The organism is Gracilibacillus kekensis, from assembly GCF_900143085.1.
GTDB lineage: Bacteria > Bacillota > Bacilli > Bacillales > Amphibacillaceae > Gracilibacillus > Gracilibacillus kekensis.
In genome coordinates, this window is the sequence record NZ_FRCZ01000005.1 from 93672 (window position 1) to 110253 (window position 16582).

17 protein-coding genes are annotated in these 16582 nt (G+C 35.7%); 8 read left to right on the forward strand and 9 right to left on the reverse strand.

Going from position 1 to position 16582, the window contains the following annotated elements; translation table 11 throughout:
* Positions 1 to 90: 90 nt before the first annotated feature.
* Together BUC25_RS12785 and BUC25_RS12790 are read left to right on the forward strand one after the other, a co-directional pair.
* Complete coding sequence (locus tag BUC25_RS12785; RefSeq protein WP_073202263.1) at positions 91 to 387, forward strand: hypothetical protein; 297 nt, start codon at positions 91 to 93, stop codon at positions 385 to 387.
* A 94-nt stretch (positions 388 to 481) separates the two neighbouring features.
* Positions 482 to 2206: an ABC transporter ATP-binding protein gene (locus BUC25_RS12790; protein ID WP_073202264.1), complete on the forward strand. Its 1725-nt coding sequence runs from the start codon at positions 482 to 484 to the stop codon at positions 2204 to 2206.
* A 113-nt stretch (positions 2207 to 2319) separates the two neighbouring features.
* Here the strand turns inward: BUC25_RS12790 and BUC25_RS12795 are convergent, their stop codons facing one another.
* From BUC25_RS12795 to csaA, 3 genes are all read right to left on the reverse strand, one after another.
* A complete protein-coding gene (locus BUC25_RS12795) occupies positions 2320 to 2517 on the reverse strand; it encodes a helix-turn-helix transcriptional regulator (protein WP_073202265.1) in 198 nt (65 codons plus the stop codon).
* Positions 2514 to 3026 carry a DUF6773 family protein gene (locus BUC25_RS12800; protein WP_073202266.1) on the reverse strand — a complete coding sequence of 171 codons (513 nt, stop codon included), beginning with the start codon at positions 3024 to 3026 and terminating at the stop codon, positions 2514 to 2516. The genes BUC25_RS12795 and BUC25_RS12800 overlap by 4 nt, the downstream gene beginning before the upstream one ends.
* A 190-nt stretch (positions 3027 to 3216) precedes the next feature.
* Positions 3217 to 3546, reverse strand: a complete 330-nt coding sequence (gene csaA, locus BUC25_RS12805; protein WP_073202267.1) for a chaperone CsaA — start codon at positions 3544 to 3546, stop codon at positions 3217 to 3219.
* 379 nt (positions 3547 to 3925) lie between these two features.
* On the opposite strand from csaA, the gene BUC25_RS12810 reads away from it, so the two are divergent.
* From BUC25_RS12810 to BUC25_RS12830, 5 genes are all read left to right on the forward strand, one after another.
* Positions 3926 to 6214: a ribonucleoside-diphosphate reductase subunit alpha gene (locus BUC25_RS12810; protein WP_073202268.1), complete on the forward strand. Its 2289-nt coding sequence runs from the start codon at positions 3926 to 3928 to the stop codon at positions 6212 to 6214.
* A gap of 117 nt (positions 6215 to 6331) precedes the next feature.
* Positions 6332 to 7381, forward strand: a complete 1050-nt coding sequence (locus tag BUC25_RS12815) for a ribonucleotide-diphosphate reductase subunit beta (protein ID WP_073202269.1) — start codon at positions 6332 to 6334, stop codon at positions 7379 to 7381.
* A 27-nt stretch (positions 7382 to 7408) separates the two neighbouring features.
* Positions 7409 to 7852 carry a flavodoxin domain-containing protein gene (locus tag BUC25_RS12820; RefSeq protein WP_073202270.1) on the forward strand — a complete coding sequence of 148 codons (444 nt, stop codon included), beginning with the start codon at positions 7409 to 7411 and terminating at the stop codon, positions 7850 to 7852.
* Between the two features lie 55 nt (positions 7853 to 7907).
* Entirely contained in the window at positions 7908 to 8339 is a 432-nt protein-coding gene (locus tag BUC25_RS12825) for a small multi-drug export protein (protein WP_073202271.1), read from the forward strand.
* Positions 8340 to 8449: 110 nt separating this feature from the next.
* On the forward strand, positions 8450 to 8905 hold the full coding sequence (locus BUC25_RS12830; protein WP_073202272.1) for a DUF2269 family protein: 456 nt from the start codon (positions 8450 to 8452) through the stop codon (positions 8903 to 8905).
* Positions 8906 to 9094: 189 nt separating this feature from the next.
* Here BUC25_RS12830 and BUC25_RS12835 read toward each other — a convergent pair whose 3' ends face one another.
* From BUC25_RS12835 to BUC25_RS12855, 5 genes are all read right to left on the reverse strand, one after another.
* A complete protein-coding gene (locus BUC25_RS12835) occupies positions 9095 to 9373 on the reverse strand; it encodes a hypothetical protein (protein WP_073202273.1) in 279 nt (92 codons plus the stop codon).
* A 13-nt stretch (positions 9374 to 9386) separates the two neighbouring features.
* Positions 9387 to 10304: a TIGR03943 family putative permease subunit gene (locus tag BUC25_RS12840; protein WP_073202274.1), complete on the reverse strand. Its 918-nt coding sequence runs from the start codon at positions 10302 to 10304 to the stop codon at positions 9387 to 9389.
* Between the two features lie 11 nt (positions 10305 to 10315).
* Entirely contained in the window at positions 10316 to 11314 is a 999-nt protein-coding gene (locus tag BUC25_RS12845; protein ID WP_073202275.1) for a permease, read from the reverse strand.
* Between the two features lie 677 nt (positions 11315 to 11991).
* Positions 11992 to 13164: a pyridoxal phosphate-dependent aminotransferase gene (locus BUC25_RS12850; protein ID WP_073202276.1), complete on the reverse strand. Its 1173-nt coding sequence runs from the start codon at positions 13162 to 13164 to the stop codon at positions 11992 to 11994.
* Between the two features lie 7 nt (positions 13165 to 13171).
* Entirely contained in the window at positions 13172 to 13963 is a 792-nt protein-coding gene (locus tag BUC25_RS12855) for a carbon-nitrogen family hydrolase (RefSeq protein WP_073202277.1), read from the reverse strand.
* Between the two features lie 127 nt (positions 13964 to 14090).
* Here BUC25_RS12855 and BUC25_RS12860 point away from each other — a divergent pair, with 127 nt between their 5' ends.
* On the forward strand, positions 14091 to 15653 hold the full coding sequence (locus BUC25_RS12860; protein WP_073202278.1) for a catalase: 1563 nt from the start codon (positions 14091 to 14093) through the stop codon (positions 15651 to 15653).
* Positions 15654 to 15732: 79 nt separating this feature from the next.
* On the opposite strand, the gene hisA is transcribed toward BUC25_RS12860, so the two are convergent.
* The gene (gene hisA, locus BUC25_RS12865; protein ID WP_073202279.1) at positions 15733 to 16485 is read right to left on the reverse strand and encodes a phosphoribosylformimino-5-aminoimidazole carboxamide ribotide isomerase; all 753 of its coding nucleotides are present in this window, start codon (positions 16483 to 16485) and stop codon (positions 15733 to 15735) included.
* Positions 16486 to 16582 lie beyond the last annotated feature (97 nt).

The following is a 16582-nucleotide window of genomic DNA, read 5'->3' on the forward strand; positions in this document are numbered from 1 at the left end:
GCTAAAAAGGAATCTTTTTTGATATATTTCTTTAAATTGGGCATTGCTATCAAAAGGAATATATTGAATTGTTTAGAGGAGTGACATGCGATGGGTATAGAGAATTTTTGGTTGATTGTTATTTTAACCGCTAGTTTTATTTTACTTTTAAGACATTTAGGATTATTGATAATTCAAATCATTTTTGCAATATTGGTAGATCAATTTATGCATTCATTTCTATTTACAATAGCATTCATCATTCAAATCTTGTTTAGTTTATGGATTGCATACCGCGTTTTCCAAGCGGCAGGCTATCAATACCAATTAGAAATGGAGAAGACTAGTCGAATACCACAACACTATACTATCGAGAGCAGATCAGGAAGAAGAAAAAATTTCTTATAGACTAGGTAAAAATTTGATAACGCGTGAGTATTACGAACGGTTAATATCGTGATATAATATGTTAGTTAAATCAATTAAAGGAGTACATACTAACATGTTAAAACAGTTTTTCTCTTATTATAAGCCACATAGACGGTTATTTATTATTGATTTCACAAGTGCTGTTATTGTAGCCATTTTAGAACTTGCCTTTCCCTTAGCTGTTCAGTGGTTAATTGACGATTTATTAGTTGATGGCAATTGGAACTTGATTGTAACCATTAGTATCTTATTATTCGCTGTGTACTTATTAAGTACATTTTTACAATATGTCGTAAGTTACCTTGGACACAAACTAGGTATTAATATAGAAACAGATATGCGTGAGGAATTATTTACCCATGTGCAGCGTCAATCGTTTCGTTTTTTTGATAATACCAAAACAGGTCATATTATGAGTCGAATCACTAACGACTTATTTGATATCGGAGAGCTTGCTCACCATGGTCCTGAAGATTTTTTCATAGCAATTATGACCTTCACTGGAGCTTTTTGGATTATGTTCACAATTAATCCGACGTTAGCTCTGATTGCATTGGTTATGGTTCCACTATTGGTTGCACTTGTTACCTTTTGTAATATTGCGATGAACAAAGCCTGGCATCAAATGTATCATAATATTGCCGATGTCAATGCACGAGTAGAAGATGCAGTATCTGGTGTCCGTGTTGTCCAGTCTTTTACGAATGAAGATTTTGAGTTAAACCGTTTCAAGGGGGACAATGGCAGATTCCGAAAGGCAAAGATCAAAGCATACAAAGTAATGGCAGGTACCCATTCAAGTATTTATATGATGACTCGTTTTCTTACATTGATCGTGTTAATAGTGGGGGCATGGTTAAGTATTAACGGAAAGCTTTCCTATGGTGAGCTTGTCAGTTTTGTTTTGTATACCAATGTCTTGATTAAACCTATTGATAAAATCAGTGCCTTATTGGAATTATATCCCAAAGGAATGGCAGGATTCCGTAGATTCAGAGAAATGTTATCTAAAGAGCCTGAAATTAAAGATGCTCCTAATGCAGTAAGTGTAGACAAATTAGATGGCAACATTAAGTTTGAAAAGGTTGACTTCTCTTACGACGATCAGCAGCAAGTTCTTGAAGATATTGATTTACAAATAACTCCTGGTGAAACGATTGCCTTTGTTGGACCTTCTGGTGCTGGAAAAACGACAATTTGTTCATTAATTCCAAGGTTTTATGATATTAATAGTGGGGCTATCACCATTGATGGTATCGATGTTCGCCAAATGACAAAAAAATCACTTCGCGCGCAAATTGGTATTGTTCAACAAGATGTATTTCTCTTTACTGGAACGGTTCGTGAAAATATTGCATACGGTAATCACCAAGCATCAGAAGAAGACATCATTGATGCAGCTCAAAAAGCACACTTACATGATGTTATCACGAAGCTCCCTGACGGATATGATACGCAAATTGGTGAACGAGGCTTGAAATTATCAGGAGGGCAAAAGCAACGATTAGCGATCGCCCGAACTTTTTTAAAAAATCCACCGATTCTCATTTTAGATGAAGCTACATCAGCATTAGACACAGAAACCGAACGGATTATACAACAATCATTAGATCAACTTGCAGAAAATCGGACTACTCTAGTCATTGCCCACCGACTAGCTACGATTCGCGATGCAGATCGGGTGGTCGTAGTTACTAATGATGGAATTGCAGAAGAAGGCAGTTACCAGGAATTACTGGCTAATAATGGCGTATTTGCTCGGTTACATAAGATACAATACGAACAAAATCAAAATTAAGAAGCGATATGACTTTAAAGATAATCAGTTTCTTATTTTTGTCCTTCATCTCGCTTATGAAGGACACTTTTTCTTCGTTTTCAATTTTTTTGTCTTTCATTTTAACTGGTTACTTACTCTTCTTCCCAAAACAAATCATCCAATGTTTTACCCAAGGTCTTACATATCGAAAGGCATAATTGCAAACTGGGATTGTACTTACCTTGTTCAATTAAGCCAATGGTTTGCCTTGTCACACCTACTTTCTTTGCGAGATCCGCTTGCGACAAATCATGCTCGACTCTTGCTACTTTTATTTTAATATTTTTCATTCTTCCTCATCCTCTAACTGCTTTTCAATTACCTTGTCACTTCTACTTTTAGCTATTGAATAACTTACAACTAAAAATACAACTAAAAAAGGAATATAGAACATCATTGTAGCTCCGAATGTTATGAAGAAGTAACTAACGGCTTGAGGAGTACTATCTGCATATCTAAACGCACTATTAAATCCAAAAAACAATGCAATTAAACCACCAAATATAACCGCATAAACAATATTCTTCGTTTGATAGCTCCACTTGCTTCGATTATCATGCATCTCTACTTCTGAGGAAAAGAGTCCTTTTTGAGTGGACCTTATACCATAGTAAATTCCTGCCACTAAGAAAATAATTGTTTCTGTTACCACATGTTGGATCTCAATACCAAAGCTGCTAAACTTATAAATCACTGATCCTAAGCAAATTAGATATATCAATAAATAAATTTCCCGGTAAATTTTATTTTGTTCTATGGTCACTCGCTCATCTTGAAATTTCCTTTTAAATAAATTCACCTTAAATTTCCTCCTTACGATATTATAATCTCATCATACAACATCACATTACATAATGCAATATATATTTTTCATTAAGATAAATATATAATGCGAAAAGCATACTAACAATTTTAAATATGAGGATCATATGTCAATTTATACTTCGTTGTTACAAAAAAAAGAAGCCTAAACAAATTCAGGCCTCTCTTTAAGAAATTTTTGTACCGTTTTCTACTTGTTGATCTGGACTTAATAATATTACATCATCCTCATCTGGTACTCCACCTAATACTAATACTTCCGATTTAAATCCTGCAATCCTTAGCGGTGGAAAATTGACCACAGCAGTTATTTGTTTTCCAATTAATGATTCTGGCTGATAACGTTTAGTAATTTGGGCAGAAGATTGCTTAACCCCTAACTCTCCAAAATCTATTTTCAGTTTGATAGCAGGCTTTTTAGCTTCTGGAAATTCCGCCGCTTCTAATATAGTACCAATTCGCAAATCTAGTTTCATAAAATCATCAAAATTCGCCAACTTTTTCACCTCACTTTCCTATTAACCGTCTTTTATTTCACATTAAAAAACATCAGTATTGAAAGATATTAAACATATATTACCATTTTTTTAATAAGCAGGACTTTTGTATGAATTTTAAAAAGCAATTTATATTGTAACCCTTTCCACATCAACTTATCCAACGTTTTCGTGATAGAAACCTCTATTATTTTATAGTTGTCAAAACACTTTTTTTCGTATAAAATACAACATATAGTAAATCAGATTTGAAAAGCATCAATATATTGTATTTTTTCTACTATGCATTTCAATCACGGTTTATAGATATTATACATATTTTTATCTAATTATCCGCTCCAAGTTGGGCGCTTTTATTATGTAAATGGAGGTTTTTTTCATGACAACTGAAGTTCAATCTATTAAACAATCTGTCATTAATGCTTTACAAGAGGCGGAAGAAAAGTATGGTCTTGATACAACAGATATTACGAAACGTATCGAAGAATCGACAAAATCAGATAAGGATTCTACACAGGAAGCTCTCTTTTATTCTTTGAATCGGATATCCATGGATCAGCCAAACTGGACATTTATAGCAGCTCACTTTCAACTGAGTCAATTATATGAAGCTGCCAGCAAAAACAGAGGCTATAATACGGATCAAAAATACGGTGATCTTTACCATCTTATTCAAATTTTAACGGACAAAGGTATTTATAGCAACGATTTACTTACACACTATACTAAAAACGAAATTGATCAACTTCAACAATCTATCAACCCTGATAGAGATGATTTATTTAACTACATAGGACTATTTTTATTAGCAGACCGCTATCTAGCTAGAGATCATGATCGAAACCTGTATGAACTTCCACAGGAACGATTTATGATAATCGCAATGACGCTCATGCAAAATGAATCAGCAGAAAACCGCTTAGAGTTAGTAAAAGAAGCATATTGGGCATTAAGTAATCTTTATATGACGGTAGCCACTCCTACTCTGTCTAATGCTGGAAAAAGCTATGGTCAACTGTCATCTTGTTTTATTGATACCGTAGATGATTCATTAGATGGCATCTACTTAAATAACTGGGATATCGCCCGCTTAAGTAAAGACGGCGGTGGTATTGGTATTTATTATGGAAAAGTCCGTGCATTAGGATCGGATATTAAAAAATTCAAAGGCAATTCTTCTGGTGTCGTGCCTTGGATTCGTCTACTTAATGACACAGCAGTTAGTGTTGATCAACTTGGTCAACGTCAAGGGGCTGTTGCGGTTTATTTGGATGTATTCCATAAAGACATTATGAATGGCTTCCTTGATTTAAAAACAAATAATGGAGATGAACGCCGAAAAGCACACGATATCTTCACCGGTGTCTCTATTCCTGACCTTTTCATGAAACAAATCCAAGAAAAAGACGCAAACGGAAAAAGTATTGGCGAATGGCATACGTTCTGTCCACACCAAGTCAAGCAAATGATGGGTTGGAAAGATGAACATGGCAACCCTCTTGGCTTAGAAGATTTTTATGATGAAGAAGACCATAAATATTTCACTAAAAAGTATTGGGAAGCAGTGCAACACCCCCTTCTTCCTAGAAAAACTTACCGTGCAATCGACATTATGGCCCGTGTGATGATTGCTCAATTGGAAACAGGAACACCTTATATGTTCTATCGCGATGAAGTAAATCGTCAAAATCCAAATAAACATAAACGAGGTATTGGTAAAACGTCGATCTATTGTAGTAATTTATGTACAGAAATTGCGCAAAATATGTCTCCTACTTCGATTACTAAAGAATACCAGGATCAAGATGGTAATATCGTAATTGTCCGAAAACCTGGTGATTTCGTTGTTTGTAACTTATCATCGATTAACCTACCGAATGCCGTTCGTGAAAAAGTATTAGACCGTTTAATCTCAATACAGGTACGGATGTTGGATAATGTGATTGATTTAAATACAATCAGTGTAGGACAAGCCGAAGCTACCAATAAAAAATATCGTGCCGTTGGGCTTGGAACATTTGGTTGGCACCACCTGCTTGCATTGGAAAGTATTCATTGGGAATCAGAGGAAGCAGTTGATTTTGCTGATAAAGTATATGAAGATATTGCCTATTATACGATAAAAGCATCGATGGAGCTTGCTAAAGAAAAGGGAACTTACTCTGAATTTGAAGGCTCTGAATGGCAAACAGGTGTCTATTTTGATCGCCGGGATTATCAGTCGGACAGATGGAACCAATTACGTCAAGATGTTGCAACAAACGGCATCCGTAATGGCTGGTTAATGGCTGTTGCACCGAACTCCTCAACAGCCAAAATCGGTGGATCAACAGATGGAATTGACCCATTATACGCGGTTGAATACGCAGAAGAAAAGAAAAACTTTAAGTTTAAAGTGACAGCACCAGATCTTGATCATGTGACATATAACTATTATCGTCGTGCTCGTCATGAATTAGATCAAGTGTGGAGCATTAAGCAAAATGCTAAAAGACAACGTCATATTGATCAAGCCATTAGTTTTAACTTCTATGTACGCCATGACATCAAAGCAAAAGATTTGTTGAATTTACATGTTGCTGCTTGGGAAAATCGATTAAAAACGACCTATTACGTCCGCAGTACATCTCAAACCGAAATCGAAGAATGTGAAGCATGTCATAGCTAATCAAAACTAGTATATCTTAGGATTTCACAGTATCCTCTGTGGAATCCTTCTATTATTGTTTTAAATTTATAGTATAACAGCCATTATACCTAATCATTCTAAAGGAGGACCTGTGATATGACACAAGTCGATCAACCATTATCAAAAATCAAACTATTAAACCCAACCTACCCTAATAAAGCGACAGGTATCATTAATGGAGAATCTTCCGGTTTATTAAATTGGAACGATATTGCCTATCCTCAAATGTATGACCTTTATCAAACATTACTGGCAAACTTTTGGAAAGCACAAGAGATTAATATGCAAGACGATATTAAGCAATGGGATAACCTATCCGAAACAGAAAAAGATATCTTCTTACGTATTAACACACAGTTAGCATCACTAGACAGTCTGCAAACACCAACTATGACACATGTGATGGATTATGTAACAGACTCCAGTTTCAAAGCAATCTTTGCAGTGATTGCACAACAGGAAGCTGTTCACAATGAATCTTATTCTTACATTCTAAGTTCGATTGTTCCATTGCGCGAACAAAATGAACGATTCACTCAGGCAAAAGAGGATCCTATTGTACGTAAACGAAATCAACTTATTCTCGACAGTTATGAAGCGTTTCGTGAAAACCCTACACCACAACGACTATTTGAACTTGCGATTAATTCAATCAACTTAGAAGGTATCTATTTCTATGCTGGGTTCGCCTTTTTCTATCATCTAGCGCGTCAGCAAAAAATGTTAAAAACAAGTACAATGATCAGCTATATTCAACGCGATGAGATGCAGCATGCATATTTTGTTTCACAGTTTGTTCGGATCTTACTTACGGAAAATCCTGAATTAAATACAGACGAAAATATTCAATATGTATATAAAACGATTGACCATGCGGTTCAATTAGAGAAAGAATGGGCAGATTACATTTTGAAGGATATCGAAGGTATTGACCTTGAGGAATTTCATGGTTATGTCGAATATTTAGCAAATAAACGTTTTCGTCAAATTGGACTTGATAACTACTACCCAGAACGTGATAATCCAATGGAATGGATTCATGTCTTTAGTGATGAAATGATGAATGAAACAAAATCAGACTTCTTTGAACAAAAGTCACGTACTTATACAAAAGTATCTTCATCCAATGGGTTCGATGAGCTGTGATGATTCAAAAAAGGAGGTACAACTGAAATGAAAGCAGCGATAATCTATACTTCTGTCACTGGTAATACCTCTACCCTGGCAGAAATTATTCATGATAAAATGGAAAAACGTGATATTGATACGGATTTAATACCAATTGAAGATTTTCAGCCCCATTTATTAAAACAATATGATATTGTTGCTGTTGGCACTTATTCATGGGATAATGGAGATCTGCCGATGGAAATGGAAGATCTTTTTGAATCGTTCGAAACAGCAGACCTCAAGCATGTAACGACCGGTGTGTTCGGTACAGGTGATAGTTTCTATCCATATTATTGTGGTGCTGTTGATCTTTTTAGGGATATGCTTTTTGTCCACACTAACCTAGCTGTGACATTAAAAGTAGAATTAACACCACAAGATGACGATTTGGATCGGTGTGAGAAGTTTTGTGATCGATTATCAAAAGAACTGGCAGTTGTATCTTAGCTTGATATGATAGTTGCTGTATGAAGTTCTGATGGTTGCTTTAAGGAGAATAGATATGATTGTTGAATATTTATTAGTTTTTTTAGGTGCTGCTATTCCATGGTTTGAGATTGCTTTAGTTATTCCATTTGGAATCATAACTGGTTTAAATCCTGTCATCGTTATTGGCGTCGCCTTTATTGGAAACATGGTGACCATATTAGCTTTGATTATTGGATTTGACAAATTTAAAGACTGGTTTTCTAAGAAAGAAAAGAAAAATTCCAAAAGAGAAGAACGAGCAAGAACGATGTGGAATAAATACGGACTGCCAGGAATGGTCATGCTTGGACCTATATTTATTGGTTCCCATATTGCCGCATTCATTGGTATGTTACTAGGTGCAACAAAACAAAAAACTTTGGTCTGGTCCACTATTAGTATTGGCGTATGGTCATTGGTTTTTGGTATATTTACTGCATTAGGGTTTGATTTATTTGTTCGGTAATAGACAGACTATCCTTAAAATTTTGGGATAGTCTTTTGTTATTTGTTCACAAAATTACCATTATCAGTTTACAATTAATACGATATAATAAGAAGTAAGAAGGTGATGGAATGCAATCATTATACACATGGCTGGTCATCATTCATATTTTTTCAGCAATTGTTGGGATCGGTCCCGGTTTTATATTAACAACTATTGTTCGATCGGCAAAAACAATGCCTGAAATACGACAGGCATTTGCTTTAAAAAAGACGATACATATTTTTGTAATGATCGGTGGAATTCTTGTCTTAATTACTGGGCTCTCCATGGGAGCTATTAGACCTATTCTTTTTCAACAAGGCTGGTATATAACGAGTATGTTTCTGTACTTAGTCGCTCTATCATTGGGGCCCACGTTTTTAAAAACATATTCCGCACCTATAAAAAAAATACTGTCAGATCAAAGTATAGAACAAGTACCTGCCAGCTATTATCCGCATTTGCATCGATTATTACGAATCGAATATCTGGAAAATGGGTTGCTGTTAATCGTGATCTTTCTGATGATAACCAAGCCTTTTTAATATAAGTTCTCATCAAAATTATTTTAAAATAGTGCAGTGCAATTAAAAAATCAGGACCTAGCCGCTTCGGTTTGTTCTCTTCCCTGTCGATAAAATTTCATTCAAGTAGAAATGATCGATTACGCTGGATTAATGTGTTGAATGGTACAAATAAGAGTGGTACAAGCGAATAGTTCATTAGTAAATTAACTACGAGATCAATAATGTAACACCTGATAGAAAGAATATAAAAACGATAATGACTTCTTTCTTATTCCATTCGTTCGTATGTCTATGATAGTGAATAGCATCCATCATTATACTAACAGATGCCAAAATTGGTGCAATACCCATAAAATTATGCTCGGAATAAATAATACTTACTATTACAATTACTATCATCGCTGTCAATAGTAGACCTTGCGTTATCATAAATAGTTTTGATTTTGTATATTTTTTACGGTGATCTTCTTCAAAAAACAATCCCATTTAAATGCCTCTTTCATTCTATTATTTCAATATTCACAGGATAAACATAAGGTTGATCCGGCTCTTCTATTATATGTGCATCCTTTACTTGAATCAGTGGGAGTTCCGCACCTTGGTACTCTGTTAAAGTTATGGTTCCGGTTATTTCCACCCAAGTATTATCATCTAGCGTCATTGGTTGATCAAATTCTGTTAAAAAGCCAATCAAACTAGCATCTGCCACACAATGTGTCACCAGAAATCGTCCTATGACTAATTGTTGAGGGCTAAAATCCGCTTCCCGATAAACAAATCCGGCTAAAGTAACTTCTATTCCTTCTAGTTGTTGAGCATTCTGCATGATTTCCTGATAATAGGTTGAGAAAAGCGTGTCATCCATCATGATATGGCTTTGATTTACAACATTGTCGCGTAATTGATCATAGTCTTTTTTGGAAATTTTATTTTTATAAATATTTGGATCAATAGCATTATGATCTATCACATCTTGTTGGTCTTCTTCATTCGGAGTAACGTTTTCCTTTCCAGAATTTTCTGCAGTATTTGTAATCGATAATGTTGCTCCTTTATTTTTTGCTATCGACGCATCTAAACTTGATAAAGGGACGAGTATACCTGTAAACAGCGGAAATATAATAACTATATAACTAATCACCTTTTTTAAAGTTAACGGTTGGTCCCCATGGTCGTGAGAATGCTCGTGGGCATAATGATGGTGCTGATGATTATCTTCTTTTTCCTGAAAGGTAAATACTCTGTGCATCTGGGCTAGAAATAATAGTAAAAATAATCCAGCTCCAATTTTACTTAATGTCTCATATTTAGGGTTAATTAATTTTAGTATATCCTCACTTACATGTAATTGATAGATAAACACAGTGAAAAATAATAAAATGATAGCACGTCCCAGTTGTTGCCCATTGATTTTCATTGGCTTACCTCCTATATAATGATTGTCAACAGACTGATGATAAGAAACACAGTTACCGATACAATCCCGACAAAAATAATAACAAATTTCGTTTTAAAGACACTTAACATCATCAAAGTATTTTTTAAATCAATCATTGGGCCATAAACAAGGAATCCAAGGACAGCACTTCTTGGAAATATCGTAGAAAACGATGCTCCTATGAATGCATCCGCTTCTGAACAAAGTGAAAGCAAATAGGCTAAGCTCATCATCACTACAAGCGATGTGATTTCACCATCACCTATGCTTGCTAACAAGTTGGTAGGGACATAAACTTGTACAAAAGAAGCTAACAAGGCACCAATGATAAGATATTTCCCCATATCAAAAAATTCATCTACTGCATGTATAAGTGTTTTTCCTGTTTTGTCAAGAAACGATTGACGATTAGTAACGTGATGACAACTCGTCATTGACGTAGAAGTTGTTTTTAATTGGTTGGATTTGAAAAGGAAACTGATTATAACCGCAACAATCAAGGCAATACTAAACCCCACTCCCATCCGTAATATAGCCATCTCTAGATCATTCCCAAATGCCATATAGGTGGAAAAAATAACTATAGGATTTATCAATGGGCCTGTTAATAAGAAGCCTACACCGGCATAAATAGGTACCCCCTTTGCTATCAAGCGTCTGACGATAGGAACTATTCCACACTCACAAGCAGGAAATAACCCGCCAACAACACAACTCATAAATATCGCTGCATATTTATTTTTTGGTATCCATTTCTTTAATTGATTCTCTGTAATAAACATTTGGATAAATCCGGCGATCAGTACACCGATTAACACAAATGGTAAAGCTTCGATCAAAATGCTTAAAAAGATGGTATTGAGCTGATAAAAATGATTAGATAAACCATTTATCTTATATGTATCACTAAAACCTGTTACATATACGACCATACCAAAAAGCAATAAAATTGCAGTATCAATAATAATAGATGGCACACTTTTTTTCATAGCTTAACTTACTCCCTTTTATACAAATCTATTAATAATCTATATGAATCGGTCGATAATAATAGAAGTATAAAACAGCAATAAATCGTAATCATTTCGTTTCTTTATTTTCATATGCCAATTCTATTGTTAAGGGATAAATTTTCCCTGACGATACATACATAAATTATCGTTATCGTGGAGTAGTTAGTACAATCGATAAACGGAAGAGGAAATCAATTTGGGACAAGGGTTTTCCAGGAATTTTGTTCGTTCAAATAGATTTGTTTTTGATGAAGTAAAAAAATATGGAGAAGTTATTTCTAATGTAGAAACAAATAAATGGCTAGCACCTAAACCGCTGCTATCTATATTCCTGATACTATCTAAGCGTAAGAATACCTAAGTGAAACAGATGGAGAAGAACTTTACAAAATCACTCTTGCAGCCATCTCTGGAGTTGGTGAAACTGTCCTTACCTTAGATTATTTTAGTCCACTAAACGGTTAGCGTGAGGATTATTCAAAATTAAAAACTGTATCAACAGAAGCCTACTTAAATGTATTCGCATCAACTTTCCATGAAAAAGGAGCTTAAAAGCATTCGGGACGTAGATATAATTCATTTGTCCGGAATACTTCTGCTATTCAATTTTAGCTATCTGGTTGTTTAGAGCAGGCACAAGTCAGATGGTGTCATTAGTTAAATAAGCAAAGTTTCTCAATTCGTTCACATGCCTCTTGTAGTCTTTCTTCGTTATCCAGAAGCCCAATTCGAACGTAACCTTCTCCTGTATCACCAAACCCATTACCAGGTGCAACAACAACATGTGCCTTTTCTAATAAGAGTTCTGCAAATTGTTCAGACGAATATCCTTTTGGTGTTGGCATCCAGACAAAAAAAGAACCACTAGCTTTTCCACCATACCAGCCAATCTTCTCTGCATTCGTTAAAAAGGTATCTCTTCTTTTCTGATAGACTTCGTTTAATTCCTTAATAGCTGTTTGTCCATTATCCAATGCCGTTTTTGCTGCTTTTTGAATGGCGCCAAAAATACTGACATAATAGTGATCTTGAATTAACTCTAATGCTTTAATAACGGACGGATTACCAACTGCAAATGCCACACGCCATCCAGCCATATTAAAAGTTTTAGATAATGTATAGACTTCAATACCTACCTCTTTAGCTCCTTCAGACTGTAAAAAGCTTTGAGGTTGATTTCCATCAAATCCTATCGCGCCATATGCAAAATCATGTACGACACAAATATGATGGTCATTTGCGATTTGAATCGTTTTATCAAAGAATTTTTTTGTTGCTGTTGCCGCTGTAGGATTGTTCGGATAATTTAAAAACATTAATTTCGAATCATTTAAATCCGATTCCGATATTTTCTGGTAATCTGGTAAAAAGCTGTTTTCTTTTAATAGAGGCATATGTATAGGAGAAGCATTAGCAAGAGCAATCCCTGACATATAATCGGGATAGCCGGGATCTGGTACCAACACTTTATCATTTTCATTTAATAAACATTGACTGATTTCGACCAGTCCCGTTTTTGCTCCAAATAATATGGCTACTTCTTTTGTTGGATCAATTTCGACCTGGTATTCCTTTTGGTAGAAGTCCGCAATCGCCTCCTTTAGAAAAGGATAACCCTGGAATGGCGAATATTTATGAAACTTTGGATTCTCACTCGCCTGCTGTAATTCCTTCACAATAAACTCAGGTGTTGCCTGATCAGGATTTCCTTGCCCAAGGTTAATGACATCATGCCCTTCTTTCACAAGTGCCTGTGTCGTTTTCACTAATTTAGCAAAAAATTGTTCTGGTAATCGTTTCAAAGCATCTGCATATTCAAATTCCATATTACATTCACTCCCCATATAGGTGTGGTACCCGACTTGTGAAGACTGGTATATTGCTTCTAATCTCTTCAACAATCGATAAGTCAATGCTAGTCTCAACCGTTGCCTCTTTTTCAGGTGGTCCGGACGTAACTAACTCACCTGAAGGATTTATAACAAGTGATTCCCCTGCAAAGTTTGTACCATTACATGTTCCACTGCTGTTGGCTGAAATAACATAACATTGATTTTCAATGGCTCGTGCATACTGCAAATATTTCCAATGTTCTTTTCTGGAAGTTGGCCATTGTGCGACAACATGAATAACTTCCGCACCTTGTAATGCCAGTGAGCGCATTAATTCTGGGAAACGTAAGTCATAACAAATAATTACACCCATTTTGACGCCATCTAATTCAAATATTTTTGCCTTTTGTTCGCCACCATTTAAATATTTTGGTTCATTTAACATCGGCACGAGATGGACCTTGTCATATTCATAGACCAATTCACCTGACCGATTAAAAATATAACTCGTATTGTAGATTGCTTTACCTTTTTTATTTGCGATCGAACCAGCAATAATGTTGATATCATGTTTGCTCGCCAGATTACGTAAAAATGGAATTGTGACTTCGCCGTTGTCATCTGCCAATTCCTCTAATTGGTCTAATGCATAGCCCGCATTCCACATTTCAGGTAAAACAATCGTGTCTGGTTTACTTTTAGTGACTTGTGCTTCCACCCATTTTTCAATTTTTATTTGATTTTCTTTTGGGTTAGCTACCACTACATCCATTTGATAAATCATATATTTCATCCAAACACCTACTTTTTCTTTTCTTCTATTGTAAAGCAAATCAACAAGATTCGCGAATGAACAATACTTACATAACCTTTACCATAATGGGAATAATGGAGATGACAAGTCACAAGGAGGTTACATAATGGATAAAAAAAGTAAACCGAATCATGGGAAAGAAACATTGACAAATCAACAAGGACATGTTGTAACAGATAACCAAAACGTAAGAACCGTCGGTAATCGAGGGCCGATGACACTTGAGAATTATGATTTTTTAGAAAAGATTAGTCACTTCGACCGCGAAAAAACTCCTGAGCGTATTGTCCATGCGCGTGGGACAGGAGCACATGGTTATTTTCAATCCTATGGAACAGTAGATGGTGAGCCGATATCAAAGTATACAAGAGCTAAAGTGTTTACTAACACCGACGTTCAAACACCTGTCTTTGTTCGATTCTCTTCGGTCGTTCACAGTAAACACTCTCCTGAAACATTAAGGGATCCTCGTGGGTTTGCGATAAAGTTTTATACGGAGGATGGCAACTGGGATCTGGTTGGCAACAATTTAAAAATATTTTTTATCCGTGATCCTCTTAAATTTCCAGATATGATCCATGCTTTCCGACCAGATCCTGTTACAAACATTCAAAACTTAGAGCGAATGTTTGACTTTGTCAGTCAATCACCAGAAGCGATGCACATGATTACTTTCGTATATTCACCATGGGGCATTCCTGCCACCTATCGTCATATGCAAGGTTCTGGAGTGCATACTTACAAATGGGTAAACGCTGAAGGAAAAGCTGTGCTTGTGAAATACCATTGGGAACCTGTTCAAGGCATTAAAAATTTAAGGCAAGAAGAAGCCAATAAAATTCAAGCGACTAACTTTAACCATGCCACACAGGATTTATATGAAGCAATTGAAAATGAAGATTATCCTGAATGGGAACTATATGTTCAAATTATGGAGGACGGAGAACATCCGGAATTAGACTATGATCCCCTAGATCCTACGAAAATATGGTACAAGGAGACCCACCCGTGGCATAAGGTTGGAATGATGGTACTAAATAAAAATCCTGATAATTTCCATGCAGAAACAGAGCAAGTTGCGTTTGGAACAGGTGTATTGGTTGATGGATTAGATTTTTCAGATGATAAACTATTGCAAGGCAGAACCTATTCCTATTCTGATACGCAACGTTATCGTGTCGGTCCAAATTATTTACAGTTGCCGATCAATCGACCACATAAAAAAGTGTCGACCAATCAAACAGGCGGTCAGATGGATTTCAGACAAGATTATGGTGAATTTAAAAATCCTCACGTAGATTATGAACCGTCGAACATAGGTGGTCTAAAAGAAGACAACAATCCTGGTGTGGAGCATCAACCATATGTGGAAGGTGAATTACAACGCAACGCGATACCTCGTGAAAACAATTTTGGTCAAGCTGGTGAAACGTATCGAAGACTAGATGAATGGGAAAAAGATGATTTAATAAAAAACCTTGTCTCTGCTTTATCAGGTTGTCGAAAAGAGATACAAGATCAGATGCTGAACATGTTTTACGAATGTGATAAGGACTACGGTGCACGGGTAGATCAGGGATTAAAAAACAGTAGCAATTCACAAACAGAAAAAATGGAAGATGCTATGCACGATGCTGAAAGGATGGGACATCCATCTGATCCATATTAGAATGACAAAGGTTTCTGGTTCTGCTCACAGGATATCTCAGGTTATCCTGTGAGCACCAAAACCTCCTATTCTACGTTACTTATTTACAATGCTCCACTACCTGATCATATGATAAATCTCCTCCAAAAATATCTAAGGCACTACCAATAGTAACATTCAAATTACCTTTTGATAATGTTTCAAATAATTGGAGATCTTCTATTGAGCTAACACCACCGGCATATGTAACAGGTATGGAAACAGCATCTGCTAATATTTCTACAAGGTTTCCTGCTATCCCCCCTCTTTTCCCTTCCACATCGGCTGCGTGGATGAGAAATTCATCACAATAACGTTCTAATTTTTTTATGTTTTCTGGTGTTATTTCAATCTTGCTAAATCTTGTCCACTTATCTGTTACTACATACCATTTTCCATCTTTTTGCTTACAGCTTAAATCAATTACAAGCTTTTCCTTACCTATCTTATCGACTAATCGCTGTAAACGATCCATCTTTAACTCTCCATCATGGAAAATATAAGAGGTAACAATCACATGAGAAGCACCAGCTGCTAAAAACTCATCAGCATTATCAGCATTAATGCCCCCTCCAACTTGTAAACCACCTGGATAGGTTTGTAATGCTTTAATGGCAGCCTCTTTGTTGCCCTCCCCTAACATGATGACATGGCCACCTTTAAGCTTATCCTCTTTAAACATCTCAGCATAATAAATGCTATCATATGTAGATACGTAATTTTCAATCACTTCTTGATTTTCGTTATTTAATGTGGCACCAACAATTTGTTTGACTTTCCCTTGATGCAAATCAATACAAGGTCTGAATTCCATGGAATCACTTACCTTTCCCTCTAACTTTTATAGCCTTATTTTAGAATAGTTTTCAAAAAAAAGAAAGACGTCGCTTTGGAAAAGAGACGCCTCTAAC